The sequence below is a fragment of the Peribacillus simplex genome (assembly GCF_900156045.1).
In the GTDB taxonomy this organism is placed as follows: domain Bacteria; phylum Bacillota; class Bacilli; order Bacillales; family DSM-1321; genus Peribacillus; species Peribacillus simplex_D.
Genome location: NZ_FTMX01000010.1, coordinates 63,201 through 79,907 on the forward strand (window position 1 = coordinate 63,201; position 16,707 = coordinate 79,907).

The 16,707-nt window shown below is 36.4% G+C and carries 14 protein-coding genes; 9 read left to right on the forward strand and 5 right to left on the reverse strand.

Annotation, left to right across the window (positions count from 1 at the left end):
• The first annotated feature begins 2 nt into the window (after positions 1 to 2).
• The 5 genes from lpdA (at position 3) to BW986_RS30995 (ending at position 5,591) form a co-directional block, all read left to right on the forward strand.
• Entirely contained in the window at positions 3 to 1,385 is a 1,383-nt protein-coding gene (lpdA, locus tag BW986_RS25265) for a dihydrolipoyl dehydrogenase (protein ID WP_076371971.1), read from the forward strand.
• A gap of 293 nt (positions 1,386 to 1,678) precedes the next feature.
• Positions 1,679 to 2,152 (forward strand): riboflavin kinase, encoded by a 474-nt coding sequence (locus BW986_RS25270; RefSeq protein WP_076371973.1) that lies wholly within the window; start codon positions 1,679 to 1,681, stop codon positions 2,150 to 2,152.
• A 438-nt stretch (positions 2,153 to 2,590) separates the two neighbouring features.
• Positions 2,591 to 2,935, forward strand: coding sequence for a cupin domain-containing protein (locus BW986_RS25275; protein ID WP_076371975.1), 345 nt, complete (start codon positions 2,591 to 2,593; stop codon positions 2,933 to 2,935).
• An 897-nt stretch (positions 2,936 to 3,832) separates the two neighbouring features.
• Positions 3,833 to 4,762: a cysteine synthase A gene (gene cysK / locus BW986_RS25280; protein WP_076371977.1), complete on the forward strand. Its 930-nt coding sequence runs from the start codon at positions 3,833 to 3,835 to the stop codon at positions 4,760 to 4,762.
• 742 nt (positions 4,763 to 5,504) lie between these two features.
• Positions 5,505 to 5,591, forward strand: a complete 87-nt coding sequence (locus BW986_RS30995; protein WP_076372108.1) for an IDEAL domain-containing protein — start codon at positions 5,505 to 5,507, stop codon at positions 5,589 to 5,591.
• Between the two features lie 243 nt (positions 5,592 to 5,834).
• Here the strand turns inward: BW986_RS30995 and BW986_RS25290 are convergent, their stop codons facing one another.
• From BW986_RS25290 to BW986_RS25300, 3 genes are all read right to left on the reverse strand, one after another.
• On the reverse strand, positions 5,835 to 6,590 hold the full coding sequence (locus BW986_RS25290; protein WP_076371979.1) for an acetoacetate decarboxylase: 756 nt from the start codon (positions 6,588 to 6,590) through the stop codon (positions 5,835 to 5,837).
• Positions 6,591 to 6,843: 253 nt separating this feature from the next.
• A complete protein-coding gene (locus BW986_RS25295) occupies positions 6,844 to 8,358 on the reverse strand; it encodes a CoA transferase (protein WP_076371981.1) in 1,515 nt (504 codons plus the stop codon).
• A 37-nt stretch (positions 8,359 to 8,395) separates the two neighbouring features.
• Positions 8,396 to 9,367, reverse strand: a complete 972-nt coding sequence (locus tag BW986_RS25300) for a 3-hydroxyacyl-CoA dehydrogenase NAD-binding domain-containing protein (RefSeq protein WP_076371983.1) — start codon at positions 9,365 to 9,367, stop codon at positions 8,396 to 8,398.
• A gap of 186 nt (positions 9,368 to 9,553) precedes the next feature.
• On the opposite strand from BW986_RS25300, the gene BW986_RS25305 reads away from it, so the two are divergent.
• A complete protein-coding gene (locus tag BW986_RS25305; RefSeq protein WP_076371985.1) occupies positions 9,554 to 10,165 on the forward strand; it encodes a TetR/AcrR family transcriptional regulator in 612 nt (203 codons plus the stop codon).
• Positions 10,166 to 10,481: 316 nt separating this feature from the next.
• Here BW986_RS25305 and BW986_RS25310 read toward each other — a convergent pair whose 3' ends face one another.
• Together BW986_RS25310 and BW986_RS25315 are read right to left on the reverse strand one after the other, a co-directional pair.
• On the reverse strand, positions 10,482 to 11,846 hold the full coding sequence (locus tag BW986_RS25310; protein WP_076371987.1) for an MFS transporter: 1,365 nt from the start codon (positions 11,844 to 11,846) through the stop codon (positions 10,482 to 10,484).
• Between the two features lie 72 nt (positions 11,847 to 11,918).
• Positions 11,919 to 12,215, reverse strand: coding sequence for an ArsR/SmtB family transcription factor (locus BW986_RS25315; protein ID WP_076371989.1), 297 nt, complete (start codon positions 12,213 to 12,215; stop codon positions 11,919 to 11,921).
• Positions 12,216 to 12,693: 478 nt separating this feature from the next.
• On the opposite strand from BW986_RS25315, the gene BW986_RS25320 reads away from it, so the two are divergent.
• The 3 genes from BW986_RS25320 (at position 12,694) to hsdR (ending at position 16,670) form a co-directional block, all read left to right on the forward strand.
• The gene (locus tag BW986_RS25320) at positions 12,694 to 13,503 is read left to right on the forward strand and encodes a helix-turn-helix transcriptional regulator (RefSeq protein WP_081395798.1); all 810 of its coding nucleotides are present in this window, start codon (positions 12,694 to 12,696) and stop codon (positions 13,501 to 13,503) included.
• A gap of 547 nt (positions 13,504 to 14,050) precedes the next feature.
• Positions 14,051 to 14,254 carry a helix-turn-helix domain-containing protein gene (locus tag BW986_RS25325; RefSeq protein WP_076371991.1) on the forward strand — a complete coding sequence of 68 codons (204 nt, stop codon included), beginning with the start codon at positions 14,051 to 14,053 and terminating at the stop codon, positions 14,252 to 14,254.
• Positions 14,255 to 14,291: 37 nt separating this feature from the next.
• Positions 14,292 to 16,670, forward strand: coding sequence for an EcoAI/FtnUII family type I restriction enzme subunit R (gene hsdR / locus BW986_RS25330; RefSeq protein WP_076371993.1), 2,379 nt, complete (start codon positions 14,292 to 14,294; stop codon positions 16,668 to 16,670).
• Positions 16,671 to 16,707 lie beyond the last annotated feature (37 nt).

A 16,707-nucleotide genomic window follows, 5' to 3' on the forward strand; every position in this document is an offset into this window, starting at 1 on the left:
GTATGACATCGTATGATGTGGTAATTGTCGGTGGCGGTCCAGGAGGATATGTTGCCGCGCTTAAAGCTACGAAAAATGGTAAGCGAACAGCGCTTGTGGAAGCAGATTATTTAGGTGGTACATGTTTAAATAGAGGCTGTATTCCTTCCAAAACTTTATTGAAACATGCGGAAATTATCGAAGAAATTGAAAAAGCGAAAAACTGGGGAATCAAAACAGATAATCTGAGCTTTTCATTGAAAGACATGTTTGCACGAAAAGATAAAGTAATTAATACCCTGCGAAGTGGCATTGAACATTTATTAAGTACTGGGAAAATCGATGTCTACAATGGAGATGGCACCATTCATGCTGATAAAAAAGTAACTGTTCACACCGGAAAAGAGACGAAACAAATTACGGGTGAAAAGATTATTATTGCGACAGGCAGCCAACCTGTCGTGCCGCCAATTGATGGTCTTGATTCTGTGAGTTATCATACAACAGATACTATTTTTGATATCTCAGAGATACCTCAATCAATTGTAATTGTTGGTGGAGGTGTCATAGGAGTAGAATTTGCTAACATTTTTGCTAGTTTAAAAACAGAAGTCACTATTGTTGAACTTGGTGACAGAATTATCCCAACAGAAGATGAAGACGCTTCGAAAGCTTTACTCAAAAGTTTAAAGAAAAAAGGAATTAAAGTTTTAACGAAATACCAAGTGACATCTATTAAAGAAAGTAATAATGAAAAAACATTAAGTATTGTCTCCGGGCATGGTAAAACAGATACCCTCATAGCAGATGAAATTCTGCTATCTGTTGGCCGGAAACCTAATCTCTCTGCTGTTTCTGAACTGGATCTGAAAATGAACGGGAGACATATCGCAGTAAATGATTATCTAGAAACGAGCAAAAAAGATTATTTTGCTGTAGGTGATGTTATTGGGGGGCTGCAATTAGCACATGTTGCTAGCGCTGAAGGTTTAACAGCTGTTGAAAATTTAGATGAAGAAAAAGAAAAGATGAATTATAAAGTGATGCCTCGCTGCATTTATACAAATCCACAAGTCGCTAGTGTGGGGATGAGTGAAGCGGAACTGAAAGAAAAAGAAATTAAATATAAGGTAAATAAATATTCTTTTTCAGGTAATGGAAAAGCTTTGACAATGGGTGAAACAGAAGGATTTTCTAAAGTAATGATTGATGAGAAATATGGAGAAATATTAGGTGTTGTTATGGTAGGCGCTCATGTTACTGAAATGATTGGTCAATCCTCAGCTTATATGTATTTGGAAGGAACTGTTGATGAGCTTGCACAAATGGTACAACCTCATCCATCCCTCTCTGAGGTATTAATGGAATCTGCAAATGGACTTCTTGGAAAGGGGATTCATTCTTAACAAAGTTGAAATTACAGTTGTGGCTTTGAAAAAAATACATGATGTTTTGATGAATTAAGTAGCAATGAAATACTTGTCTCAACGATATTTTGATTAAACTATCTTATAAAAAGCAGACTTTCTAACGCCTCTTTGTCAGCTTATTTTCTTGCTGGAGTAGTGACAGGGTTCTTGTTCTAGGCGGAAATTTAAGTACAAAGCCATATAGAAGCAACCCTATAGTTTCGGTTCTTATGCTTCCCTATTAACTATATAAAATTCTTTCCAGCGGATTAAAGAAGGGAGGGAATCCTTTGAGGCAAAATGAATGCACGATTAAAGGAGTAGTTAGCAAGGGAAGACAAGTGGGGCGAACCCTAGGATTCCCAACAGCCAATCTTTACCTACAATCATGTTTTCCAATTCTTGATCTTGGTGTGTATGGAGTAAAAGTGTTCTGGAGGGGGAATCAGTATTATGGAGCCATGAACGTCGGATTTAGACCGACATTTGAGTATGGACATCACGTTAGTTATGAAATTCATCTCCTTGATTTCCATGAAGACCTTTATGATGAAGAATTAATCGTTGATGTCTGCTTTTATGTTCGACAAGAAAAGAAATTTTCCCACCTTAATGAATTGAAAGGGCAGCTTTATAATGATGTTGCTTATGTAAAAAAGCAATTTGGATTGATAGAAACGACTGATTTAAAGAATAATTTTGGAGGTAGGGTTGATACAGTTGAATGGCCGATACCGATTGGTCTTGATTGGCGTAAAAGATGAGATGGGACGTTTTGATAAGGTTGAAGGAGATGGCTCTATAAATAAAGAGCATTCTATTTATGTGAATAAATTTGACGAAGGCAGCGATACACGGAATACAAAAGGTCCTTCTTCTGGAACAAAGACGTAATCAAAACCACTTCGGTACCATTACTGAAACTTTGCTTTTTATGTTTTTGTTTTTTTAAATGACACTTGTTGCATTGATTTGTATTATAACCAATGGTCACTTCAGCAGATTCAACTCTAAGAGGAGGTAGCGCGGTCTACAGGTATAAAAATCTTACGTTAAGGTGATTTCAGACTCCCTTCAAACGGAATTCGAACGGGACAAAAATACCACTCAGATTGTTTAGCATGATATTTGCTAAATCAATTGAATGGACAACACTTTGTTGTTGTCGAATAAACTCTCGAGTATAGATAGGGGTTAGTATAATGTCAAAAACAGTAATCATGCCCAATCAAGGAAAAGACTATCGTGGAATAGGAGGGTTGGTGAAGCGTCTAGTACATCCAAGTACAGTGGGTTCTGAAAATCTTGCTGTATCGATTTGTTATTTAAATCCAGGGGAAGAAATTACCCGTCACAGCCATACTTATGAAGAAGCCTATTTTGTTCTTCAGGGAACAGGAAAAATGATTCTGGGTGAGGAGGAATTCAAGCTTGAACCTAACATGAGTGTTTATATCCCATCTGGTAAGGAGCACGCTCAGATCAACGATGGATCAGAGCCGCTTGTTGTTCTTTGCTCTTTAAGTCCAGCTCCAGATGTTTGGTAGTATAATAACTCCCATTTAGAGTTAATGGATAAAGATGAGAAAATCGCAATTGATTCAAGTAGAAACACGATCAGTCTGACATGAATTTGTTAACATTAAGATGATATCTGGAACTTGAGAATTAGTAAAGTAGTGAAGATGATGAAAGAAGATGGTTTAAATCAGGATGTTAATGTGTTGGCAGCTACTTATAGATATCTCCACGGTTTCCTATAGCCTGTATGTATATAATTTTCTCATCATGATTCAATATTGATGTTACAAAAAATGGGGATCGACCTCCAAATTGAGGTCGATCTCTTTAAATAAAATATACTTCTATTCGAGCAAAGTAGGTAGAAGCCTAACAATAAGTACTATGATTACCGAGGTAGCCATTCTGGAGGACTAGAACCGATTGGAACCAGAACGGTTTGATATTCCCCAGGAGTTTCTGACATTTCAACCTGATCGGTCACCTCCGAAATAAACGGCATGGAGTCTCAGAAGTAAATAAATCTGGTGCGATAAACTCAAGCTCCTCTGATGGTCCAGCATTTTTCTTTGCATTTAGCTTACCAAAAATACCTAATGTAAGAATCCGTAAGGATACATGATCTAAAGAAACTCGTACACGATAACTACCGCCTTCTTTTTTTTCCTTCCCTTTCTAATGCCATAAAGCCCCTACTTTATGTAACCGAGAGACAGCATAATCATTCACAATGGAAATAGGAGGTAATTTCGGATTAGCAGGTGAACCTTCAAGCGCGATTACACCTGTTACAAATCCAGCTCATATAAATCCACTAAAATGTAGGAGCATGTGGAGTGTTCCATCGTTGACAAAATAGGATTAAAACTAGTAAATTAGATTTATAAATCCAACTATATCATTCGGAATAGAGGTAATTTATAATGCTTCGTGTTGCAAATTCAGTTGCTGACTTAGTCGGTCAAACACCAATTGTTAAGTTAAATAGATTAGTAGATGAAACCAGTGCTGAGGTTTATTTAAAGCTTGAATATTTTAATCCTAGTAGCAGTGTAAAGGATCGTATCGCATTAGCAATGATTAAAGATGCAGAAGAAAAAGGTTTAATTACGCCTGGCGTAGATACAATTATTGAACCAACTAGTGGCAACACTGGAATCGGCCTTGCAATGATTGCGGCAGCAGAAGGTTACAAGGTGGTCATTGTTATGCCTGACACTATGAGTTCAGAAAGACGCAGACTTCTTAGTGCTTATGGTGCTGAACTTGTCTTAACTCCAGGGAAAGAAGGCATGAAAGGTGCTATTGCCAAAGCGGAAGAGCTTGTAAAAGAATACGGCTATTTCTTGCCCCAACAATTTAAAAACGAAGCTAATCCAGATATTCATAGTCGGACAACTGGCAAAGAAATTGTTGAACAAATGGACCAGTTAGACGCATTTGTTTCTGGAATCGGGTCGGGCGGTACAATTTCAGGTACAGGCAGTGTTCTCCGTGAAAAATATCCAAATATTAAAATTCTTGCCGTTGAACCAAAGGATTCACCAGTACTTTCAGGTGGGAAGCCAGGACTGCATAAACTTCAAGGGCTCGGTCCAGGTTTTATTCCTGATACCCTAAATACAAATATCTATGATGAAATTATTCAAGTAAGTACAAAACAAGCATATGAAGCTGCACGCCGGGCAGCAAGAGAAGAAGGTGTTTTTGGAGGAACTTCCTCTGGTGCAGCCATTCATGCTGCTATAGAAGTTGCGAAAAAGTTAGGGAAAGGTAAAAAGGTACTTGCAATCGTTCCAGATAATGGCGAACGTTATTTAAGCACATCCCTTTATCAATATGATGCTGAATAAACTCGCTCGAGGTATCGTCACCTAGGCGATGCCTTTTTTTTAATGTTTCATGTAGTAACGTAAAAAAAAGAGATATCCAGTTATGAGTTTACAATGATGAAATCTGTAGCATTTTCCATTAACGAAGAGTCTATTGCTAAACAAATTGCAGATGAATGTGGAGGTAATATTGTAGTCCGAAATGCTAAGTTTGAGGAAAATATTTGTCAAGTAGAAAGGTGAAGTCATTATATAAATCGCAAAAAGAAAAACTTATGGAAAATCTATTCCTTTAAGTAAACGATAAAATACTTCAGTTAAAAACACTTTAATATTTGAATAGCATGTAGAAAAAAACTTGTCGTCAGTAAGAGTAAAGAGTAAAGAGTAAAACATAAATTTTTGATAGTTAGTTTTTATCTTTTCTCTAATCTATAAAATAGGTTATTGATCTATCCCAATACAATTTTGTCTTTATTGTAGTTATATTTTTTTACCTAAGTATACAATAACGATTTAACGGGAAATGGGAGTATAAACATACATATTGCATATTATTCTATGCCTCACTTTATATATCAACCTCGCATGAAAAGAGTGAAAAAGTAGAATATTGTTTGCAAAAGAGAAATAGTGAAGGGGTTGATGTTTTATGCAAAATAATGTATATACCGAAATTAACTTAGTTAAAACAAACATATCTGATGAGATATTGGTTAAATTGTTTTTGGTTCAAATTCCTGAATGAAGTCAAAAAAGTAAAATCATTAAGAACATTGATCAGTCTTTACAAAAGAGTGATAAAGCAGCTTTTTTACGTTTAACAGAGGTACTTAAATCTGTACCTTAAGAAGAACTTTAATAATAGAAGAAACTCGTCAAAAAGAAGCCTTGGTATATAAGAATAAAGGATGCTTTTCCGTCTCATACATCTCCTACAAATGGGGGAAAGATACCTAATAGCACCTAATATGTAGTCAAACAAATACATAGAATAATATTCAAATAGATATTAGTCGGCAGAATAAAAAAAAAATAAAAGGAAGCCATTAACTACATGTTTGGCTTCCTTTTATTTTTTTCACTATTTTTCCTATTTTTTCTCTAAGTAATTATAAACAGGTTGTGCAATATTTAAAGTTAAATCCGTAAGGATATGGGATGCACCCACTACTTCTAAAACTGGTAAATCAGCAAGTGGAGCAAGAGCATGTTCAAACAATTGTAACCTTGCTGGCCCTGTCCATGCACCTTTAACTGTTACATCTGTGATTTGTGTTCTCACTAAGTCACAGACTCGAAATTGCCGGTCATACCCCATTACAGTCTTTACCATGAAATTTGGGCGACATATTTCTTCTAATGCCGTTTCTTTCGGTAACTCAATCTGTTTGTATCCCATCGTTGCCGTAGCAACACGAAGAGTTCCATAATCTAACGTTCCCACTAAAGTTTCATTGTCTTGATAAAGTTTAGGGTTTCCCCATTTCTTTGGATAGCTACTTAATTCGCGCCCACTTGCTATAGCAGGGAAGTTATTTACATACATTGAATGAATATAATCCCCATCTTCGTTGTTAAAACTCACCGGAATGACCTGCCCAGCTTCTGTGTATCCGCCTAATCCTGTTACATCATGCATATACATAAGCTCAAAACGGACAATCGGATTCTCTTCATCAATCTCCAATGGTTCTGGAACAGCCTCACGCAGTGCCTTTGGATCTGTACGATAATAAATGTTCAGATATTCCCGATCATTAAATTTGTAAAGAGGTGGTGATGGATAAGCAGGTGCTGTTAAAGGCGTATTTAGATTTTTGGATATGTTATTTACATCTATCTTCATGACTTTCTCCTCTAGTTCTATTTTAAAAAGTTTAATTAAGGTGAGAGAAATATAATAAAACCTCAATATCTCATAAATGCAGGTCCGGTTAAATCAGGCATCTTTATTATATAAAACCTTAAAAAGCTGATCTATAACATCCAAGGGTACGTTTCAGCATCCAACAAAGTTAATACCAAAGGAATCCCGACATATAGTAAACGGCTTCCTTTGGCTAATAGCATGTGAATTCACTTATTTGTGTAATTAAAATTTACTGATTCAAATTAGTGACCCATTCAGCTTTACCACTGCCACGAGGGACAAGAACAGTTTGATATTCTCCAGGAGTTTCTGACATTTCGACTTGCTCTGTGAGCCCTTGATATAAACCTAGTGGAGTCTCAGCTGTAAATAAATCCGGAGCGATGAACTCATGTTCCTCTGACGAACCAGCTGTTTCATTTACAAATCGCTTATCAAAGATCCCCATTGAAAGAAGCCATAAGGATATACGATCTAATGAAACGCGTACCCGATAACTACCACCTTCTTTTGCTCTTCTTTTAAGTGCTACTAAAGCACCAACTTCTAGTAACCAAGAGGCAGCATAGTCATTCACAACTCCAATCACAGGTAATTTAGGCTGTTCCGGTGAACCCTCCAGAGCCATTATACCTGTTACAGATCCAGCTGTTTGATCAAACCCATTACGGTTTGCCCAAGGACCTTCTGTACCATGTAAATTTACAGAACAATGAATAATGCCGGGGCGGATTTTAGCACAGTCTTCCGCTGATAATCCATAACGCTCAAGGAATCCCTCACGACGGTTTGCAAAGAAGATATCTGCTCCTTCCAATAATTCTTCCATTTTTTGTTTGCCTTCTACTTTGTCTAAGTCAAGCATAGTAGAACGCATGCCTACATTTGATGTCGCATAAATTAAATCATGCTCCCAATCTGTTGGGCGCCAAACGTTTAAAACATCTGTACCATGTAAAGCAAGAGAACGCCCAAATCCTGCTCCTGCAATAACATGACCAATTCCAAGAGCACGAATGCCTTCTAAAGGAGTCGATACATTTTTAGATAGGGGATGAAGATCACTCTCCCCAATTTTCTCAATTTGAATAAGAGGAAGTCTTGCTACATGTTCGTAAGCAGGTTCTTTCATAAATTCTTCAATTGTGCGAACCATTGGCATAACAATTCCCCGTTCAGCAGCAGCTTTTTCTAATTCTTCTGCATTCCACTGACGAATTGCGTTGGCGACAGCTTCACGATCTTCCGTACAATTCAAAAATTTTAATGTTTCATGCTTAACTCTTGGATAAGGATTAAGGGGCATTACCCATTTCCCATCTTTTGTTTGATAAAAGGTAAAATCAAACGGGTTATAAGGGTCGCTAGCTGCTCCAAGTGCAAATCCATTTATCTTTTCCCATTTTCTATCAAAAAAGGGAGATAGTCTTCGAAGTGCTTTACGTAAATCCATATGGATATCTTGCCCTTTTCCTCCACGCAATCTCCAAATATCGGCAACTGCAATTGACTTTGCTACTAGGGCTATTCCTGCCATTGATGCAAGATGTAATGGACTTGGGGCAATAGGATCTTGTCCATAAAAAGTCACTTTCCCTCCACTGTCTTCTATGGATAACCCAACATCTTTTAAAACTTGATTTAATTCATCATAGATATCAAAATTATCAAGACCTGCTAATCTATTCTTATTTGCTTTTAGGATAGATTCGGTAATGTTTTTTTCATTTGTATTTGTTGACATTGTAATCCCTTCCTTTGTTAACAGGTGTACAAGATTATTATTTAGTACTTTCACTTAGTGTACGAAGGATAGATAATTGTCGATGATCACGCTCTTTTTCAAGATTTTCTACTGATTTATTACCATAAGATGATATCGACAATTCAGATAAAGATTGAACCGTAGCCTCGTCTAAATGTGGCTTACCTAGGTCACCCCAAATTGCTTCCAATCCTGGGCCCAAATGTTTAAGGAAAGCTGGGAATCCTCCTTTTCCTCCTCCTAAGTGGAAAGTCAAGAATGGACCACCTGCTGCCCATCGGAGACCAATCGAACTTGTTACAATTTCGTCAAGATCCTTCATAGAAACAATGCCTTCTGATACTAAATGGATAGCCTCACGAATTAATGCTGATTGAAGACGGTTGGCTACAAATCCGGGGGTTTCCTTCTTCAATACAAGTGGGTTTTTCCCTAATGCTTTATAAAAATCAACAGCGTGCTCAATCGCATCAGCCGATGTATTTGTTCCAGGTACAATCTCGACGAGTGGGACAAGATGCGGTGGATTAAATGGATGTCCAATCAACATACGTTCTGGATGTACCATTTTTTTTGATATATCACTTGCTTTTAAACCAGAAGAAGATGAAAGTAACAATGCATCTTTACTCACAAATTTTTCAATTTGAGTATATAATTCTTGTTTAAATTCAATACGTTCAGGACCGTTTTCTTGTACCACTACAGCGCCATTCAGTGCACGTTCAAGGTCTTTTTCAATAATTAGCCGATCTGTAATACCCTCTGTTGGGAGTCCCAGATCACGTAACGTTGGGATAATTTGTTCTATTCCAGTAAGGACGACTTCTTCCAAATCAGGACGAACATCATTCACTTTAACCTCTAACCCTTTTGCAAGAAAATAAGCTGTCCAGGAAATACCAATAAGACCAGCTCCAATTACTGTAACTGAGTTGAATCTACGAGGATTCTCTATTAGTTGAGAACGTTTTGTTTGATTATTCATATTTTAAATCATTCCTTTCTTAACAAAAAGATTTGAGAATTATGTTGCTAAAACAACATATATCGTAAATAATTTTAGTAAGAAAGCATAGAAAGAACAAGAATCAAAAAAGCGTAATATGTTGCTTACACAACACCTTACTAAAAAACTGTTGCAAAACTGTAAATTTAATTTATGGAGGCTTATATGTTAAATAAGAAGGTTGATCCTCGGGTACAACGTACTCAAAATTTGTTGCGTGACGCTTTAATTGAGTTAATAGACGAGAAGGAGTATGAAAAAATTACGATACAAGATATTACTACTCGGGCAGTTGTTAACCGTGCAACTTTTTATCGTCACTATTTAGATAAAGATGATTTATTAAGTAAAAGTATAGATACGGTTCTTAAAAATATGTTTGGTGAGGCATCGAAATTTTTTAGTGTTAGCAAAGATGTTGATGAATTACAAAAATATGTGGCCTCCCATATTTTTGAGCATGTTGCAAGACATAAAAAATTTTTTCAGGTTATGCTACTTGGAAAAGGGATCCCTAATTTCATACAATATTTTAAAGGTTTTTTGTTTGAATTTTATGTTCATGCAATATCAGAAGCAAAATTAGAAGAGAATAAGCTCCCTGTTCCCAAAGAGATGGTTGTTAGTTATATTTCTGCTTCATATATCGGTGTTATTATTTGGTGGTTAGAAGGTGATATGGTAGATACTCCCTCCTTTATGACTAAACAAATGATTCACATTAATAAACAAGGTCCTATTCAATTGTTAAAAAAATTTCGAAATACCGAAGTTTAAAGATAGTCTCAACATTTAAGTGAATTTGTATTTACCTAAATATAATTGGAAGTCTTACTCTTATCCTTCTTTTGTTAGTGTATGTTAAGACAAAAATATTCAAAGTCTTATCTGCTTTTCAGGGATGGTAGGTCTTGTTCCCCGATTAAATACACAATTTATGTATTGTTGGATAGGCTCTTTCTATTCAAATATACGTAAAACTTGTCAAAAGAGCCTTTGCTTGTTAAAGCAAAGGCTCTGAGCTTTATTATTCTATATTCATTGCATAAACAGGGGAATGTTAGAATATTTAGCATGAATAGATCACATACAATTAGCTTATATTTTTTGCATTAGAACTTTCATGTAAATATTTACGTTTCTTTTGTCCGCTTATAGAAATCTTAGCAAGCAATAAGAAATGTGCAGAAATCAAAATTGCAATCAAAACAAAGTTTAAACTGAAACTATTTGTTGCCTCCATTATTTTGCTCGCAGCTGCTGGTCCAAATGCCATACCGACAAAATTCAATAGGTTATACAACCCAAGACCAACTCCAATTTTAGCTGGATTTAATGTTTTAGGTATAAAAGTGTTTATTGATACTTGAATCGCAGAATAGCTCATAAATGTTAAAATGACGGCGACTAAAATAATGATTAAATTTGTATTTGGTAGCAACCCTAAAGTCAGGAATCCAATGATCATGATGATGGACGCTACATAAATCATTTTGATATTCCCAAATGTCGGCACAATTTTCCCTGTGAAAAAGCTAGATACAATGCCAAACAAAGAAGCGACGAACAGTGCAATCCCTACTATAAAAGGGGATAGCTCATATTTTCTTCCTAATAACAGAGGAAGAAGCAACAGATTCGCACATAATGCAACATTAATAATAAAACCAACTGTTATTAAGCGAAGAAAGGGCTTGTTTTTAAATAATTCAATATCAATCAATGGATAGTTAGCTTTCGTTATTCGAGTCTTAAATAATAATAAGAAAACGAAGGAAAGAACAAAGAGCCAACTGTTAATATTTACTCCTAGTAAAATTGTCGCAATTAATGCAAATAATAAGACAGTCCCCATAAAGTCAAAGTGAAAAGGTTTATTTGAATGATGGATTTCTTCTTTTGGCATAAATTTTATCAATAAGCCTATCCCAATAACAGAAATAACCATGCTTAGAAATAAATAAGGCCAACCAAGTGTATTCGTAATGGCACCGCCAACTAGAGGTCCAATCCCAACAGCCAATGCGATGGAAGAACTAATCATCGCTAACGCACCAGGCTTTTTCTCTGGTGGAAATAATTTGGCTACTGCGATCATACCAAGTGCAATAAAGGCAGCTCCTCCACTTGCCTGTAAAAGTCTTGCGGAAATAACAATAGCATATGATTGATTGCTAAATCCGAGGATGGAACCGAGTATAAACAAAAGGATAGCAACGATTAAAAGTTTTTTGATACTAAAACGATCAGCTAGTTTTCCATACACCATTGAACCGATTCCAACAACCAGGGAATACCCCACTACAATCCAACTGACTTTTGAAGGGCTGATTGATAAATCTTTCGAAATGTCTGCGAGTGCTACATTAAATAAGACAGCATTCATGGGACCCAACAAAACGATAAAACACAATGTGATAATTAACCATTTAGAATGATTAACGTTTTCTTTATTCATAATTAACACCCCTAAAGTAAAATAGTTTTATGACTTTCAAACTATTGGTTAAAATTTAAGGTTTTTTGGCACTTATAATGTAGCCAAAAAACCAGGTAAGAATTCTTTAAACGTTTCCTCCTTTATACTAATTAACTTATGTTGACCGTCACGACCTACGTCGACTAAGTCAGCTTCAGCCAAAATTTTAAGATGATATGATGCATTAGATTTATTTGTTCCAATGGATTCTCCAATGTCACCACAAGAATTTCTATCTTTATTTTTTTGATGTTGAAGATAACGAATAATTTCTATTCGTTTCACTTCTGCCAGTGCTTTAAATATTTTTACACGTTTTTCATCTGATTGTACTTGTTTGATAGTCATGTGACTATCTTAATCTTGAGGTGTAGATTTGTCAAGCTTTAGAAAAATACATCTCGTTAATTAGTTGTACGAACTCAATCGAATGAGAGTCTGTTCAATCAAAAAGTTGGAAGCACGAATTAAATCGTATGAGATAACTTTAAAGATAATTAAAGACGAAAGACGCCTAGTGGGCACAGTACCAGCGTTCGTGTTACCAGGGCAAAGTAAACAGCAGAAAAGTAAGATAACATTATGCTAAGGACATTTGGTAATGCTTTCAGCAATATTTTACGGTAAACCTCAAAGTCAATGGTATCAATGAACATTATAGTTTTACAGTATCATTACAATAACTGTGGTTTTTGGAACAAAGTTATTATTTTACAGGATTTAAAGAGGTTACTATGCGGTTCATAGCAAGAACCCTGTCACTACCCGTAATTGGCGTATTTATATAGTTATACCCTGTTAAGAGGTCCGTTATCAAAAAGAGGAAGTGGATCGATTAGTTTATGAAAAACAATCTTTCCCTACTGGCATGAGTCCTAATGAGGTTGCAAAGAAATTGGGGTTATCTGTACAAAGTGTTTATAAGTATATACAAGATGGTTCAATAAAAGCTGAGGCTGTCCCTTATGGTGATAAGAGGACGATCTATGTCATATCTGAAACAGCATATGAGGAAGCCGCGGAATTACTGAAGCCATCTGAATCCCAACGCCCAAAACGATTTGAGTATTATCATCCTAGTCAAGATATCGTCTTATTTCAGAAATTCCATTCAAGCAAGGTGCCTGAAGCACGTGTTATACGGAATAAGGATAATGAATGGGGTTTTTACTTAGCCAATATTCAAAAATGGTTGCCATTTGATGAAGGGATAAGGGAGTATCAGTTAAAGCCAGTCTATCCTATTCATCAATCCACTTTTGAGTATAAAGGCTATGTAGAGCTGGAAATTCCGAAGGATACGGTTGTCCTTTATCCATTCCTGGACTATTTATATGAAACATGGGGAATGGAAAACATACGATTGAGGGAACAGGATAACACGATCCTACTCTTCATTCGAGCAGGGGAAAGACCATTAACGACAAAGGGTTTCTTTGCAGCTGATATCCTGCCATTTTTAATAAAAGGAGACATCTACAATGAAGAGGGTCACCTGATTTTTCGAAGTTCCTATCGAAAAACTAGTTTGGAATTACCTATTGATCTATTAGAAAGTATGACAGAGTTAGCTGAACAAGAAGGAATCAGTATGAGTAAGTGGGTAGAGCAAAAATTATCATCACTACTAAAGTGATTTTGATTGAGGAAAGCAGTTATTGGCTTCATTCAAATAACTATATATTATCGGAACTTAAGTTTTTTGTAATAACTCAAAGTCCGAGATGTAGATTTACGAGATATACAATAGGATATCTCTTAAAAGAAGTTAGTAGTCTATTATTAAAGGATGTTGAAATCTTTAAGAAAGGAGTAAAAAAGGGGAAAGGCGGTTCTCAGATATAAAAAGCAAAAGGAAAGAGAGCAAGGTATATGGGATCAGGAGAGTCAATAATACTCTACAAGTGGACAAGCTTTGTAATTTTGTATGTCGGAAAATTCATTATAATATAAGGGAATGTTTGGGAAATGGGAGTTTTTTATTTTTATGTCGTTGAAATTAAATTTTGCGATTGAGTAAAAGGGTTCAGATAAAATTGGGGTAAAAATATGTTTACGGAAAACGAAAGTCATGTTGCTTATTTTATGGTTTCTCACATTATCGTAAGGTTTTCTCTATTTTTCGTTTGATAACGTGCTATAATGTTATTGTCTTTTTTTTACATAGCTAAGGAGGACTTGGTATGGTTATAAGCTATGATAAGTTGTGGAAACTCTTGATTGACAAGAAAATGAATAAAACGGAGTTGAAGGAGCAGGCTGGGATTACTTACAATATATTAGCTCGCCTTGGAAAATGCCAACCTGTAAATCTAGAAAGCTTATATAAAATTTGCAAGTGCCTCGACTGCAACATTGGAGACATTATGGAATTTGAAATAGAATAAGCGATTTTGCGAAAAATAGGGTGAAGGGGCTGAGCTAATGGGAAAGAGAAATTTATCTGAAGAAGATATCAAAGCTAGATATATTACACCGGCAATCACTGGTGCAGGGTGGGACATAAATAAGCAAGTTCGACTTGAATACGCCTTTACGGCTGGTAGAATTATCCTTCGTGGAAATGTAACTGCCAGAGGAAAAAAGAAGAGAGCGGACTATGTACTTTTTTATAAAAATAACTTTCCTTTAGCAGTCATAGAAGCCAAAGATAATAATCATCCCGTAGGAGCAGGTTTGCAGCAAGGGATCGAATATGCGAAAGCACTGGACATATCCTATGTCTACGCTTCTAATGGAGATGCCTTTGTCGAGCAGAACTTGATTACTGGTGAAGTAAAAGAACTGAGACTTGAAGAATTTCCATCGCCAGAAGAATTATACCAAAGATATTTAATTGATAAAAATGTCAATGAGGCTGAAGAAAAGGTTATCTTAGAGCCTTATTATTATGTGCCTAATTATAAATCACCTAGATATTATCAAAGAGTCGCAATCAATCGAACAGTCGATGCGGTTGCCAAAGGACAAGACCGTGTGCTTCTAGTGAGTGCCACAGGTACCGGTAAGACCTATATGACTTTCCAAATTATATATAGGTTGTGGAAATCTGGTTTAAAGAAAAGGATCCTTTACTTAGCAGACCGCAATGTACTGGTTGATCAGACTATTTCCGGAGACTTCAAGCCTTTTAGCGGGAAGATGACAAAGGTGAAGAATAAAGATCTTGATAGTTCCTACGAGATTTATTTAGCTCTGTATCAGCAGCTTACTGGTGACGATGGAGAAGAGACGTTCCGTCAGTTCCAGCCGAACTTTTTTGATTTAATTGTGATCGATGAGTGCCACAGAGGGAGTGCAAAAGAAGAATCAGCATGGAGAAAGGTTCTAGATTATTTTTCATCGGCTACTCATATTGGTTGTACAGCAACACCAATCGAAACAAAAGAAGCTTCAAGCCAGACATACTTTGGTGAGCCTATTTATGAGTACTCTTTAAAACAAGGAATCAATGATGGCTTCTTGGCGCCTTATAAAGTCATCAGAATTGGTCTTGATAAAGATTTAGAAGGTTATCGACCGGAAGCAGGAAAGGTTGATAAATATGGCTATGAAATTGAGGATCGAGAGTACAATGCAAAAGATTTTGAACGATCTCTTGTGATTGATGATCGCACACGAGTTATAGCATCTAAAATTACAGAGTTCTTAAAGAAAACTGATCGCTTTAGTAAAACCATCGTATTCTGTGTGGACATTGAACACGCCGAGCGTATGAGACAAGCACTTATCAATGAGAATAAAGACTTGTATGCGGAAAATCATAAATACATCATGCGTATTACGGGGGATAATGATGAAGGAAAAGCCCAACTGGAACATTTTATTGATGAAGAAAGCCCTTATCCGGTTATAGCAGTAACCAGTAAGCTCATGACGACCGGTGTGGATGCGAAAATGTGTAAGTTGATTGTTTTGGAAAATAACATCAATAGCATGACCGAATTTAAGCAGATTATTGGTCGTGGCACAAGACTTCTTGAAGAATACGGTAAGACCTACTTTACCATTATGGACTTTCGTAACTCCAGCCGCCTCTTTGCTGACCCTGCCTTTGATGGCAGACCAGAAGTGGTTATTGACCTTGATGGGAATGATCCGGTGGATGAACCAGACCCACCGACAGATGGAGGAGAAGAAGGCACTGGAGAAGATACTGGGAATGATGGTGTCAAAGAAGATAATGGTGAGTATGGAACTGGAGACACACCACCTTTTAATGATGAGGGTGAGGATAAACCTCGCAAATATTATATAGGCGATGTTACTGTTCGAGTTCTTTCAGAGAGAGTCCAATATGTCGATAAGGATGGGAAGCTCATCACTGAAAGTCTGACTGACTACACAAAGAAAAATATCCTAGAGCAATATGCAAGGCTGGATGATTTCTTGAGAACTTGGACAGAAGCGGAGAAAAAACAAGCCATCATTGATGAATTACAAGACAGTGGTGTACTGCTAGATGCGGTCAGAGAAGAATTGGGCAAAACGGAGCTAGATGATTTTGATCTCATTTGTCACTTGGCTTACGATAAACCACCGCTGACAAAAAAAGAGAGAGCGGAGAATGTGAAGAAACGTCACTATCTGTACAATTACTCCGATGTTGCCCAGCAAGTCATTGAAGCACTGCTTGATAAGTATGCCAATGATGGTATTAAAGAGATCGAAGATACAAAAGTACTTCAACTAAAGGAATTTGCTAAGATTGGTAGTCCAATGAAAATAGTCAAAGCCTTTGGTGGAAAAGAAGCCTATCTAAAGGCAGTAAAAGAACTAGAGAATGAAATTTATTACGCATAAGTAAAACAAACAATAGTAGACAAGGCAGGTATAATTT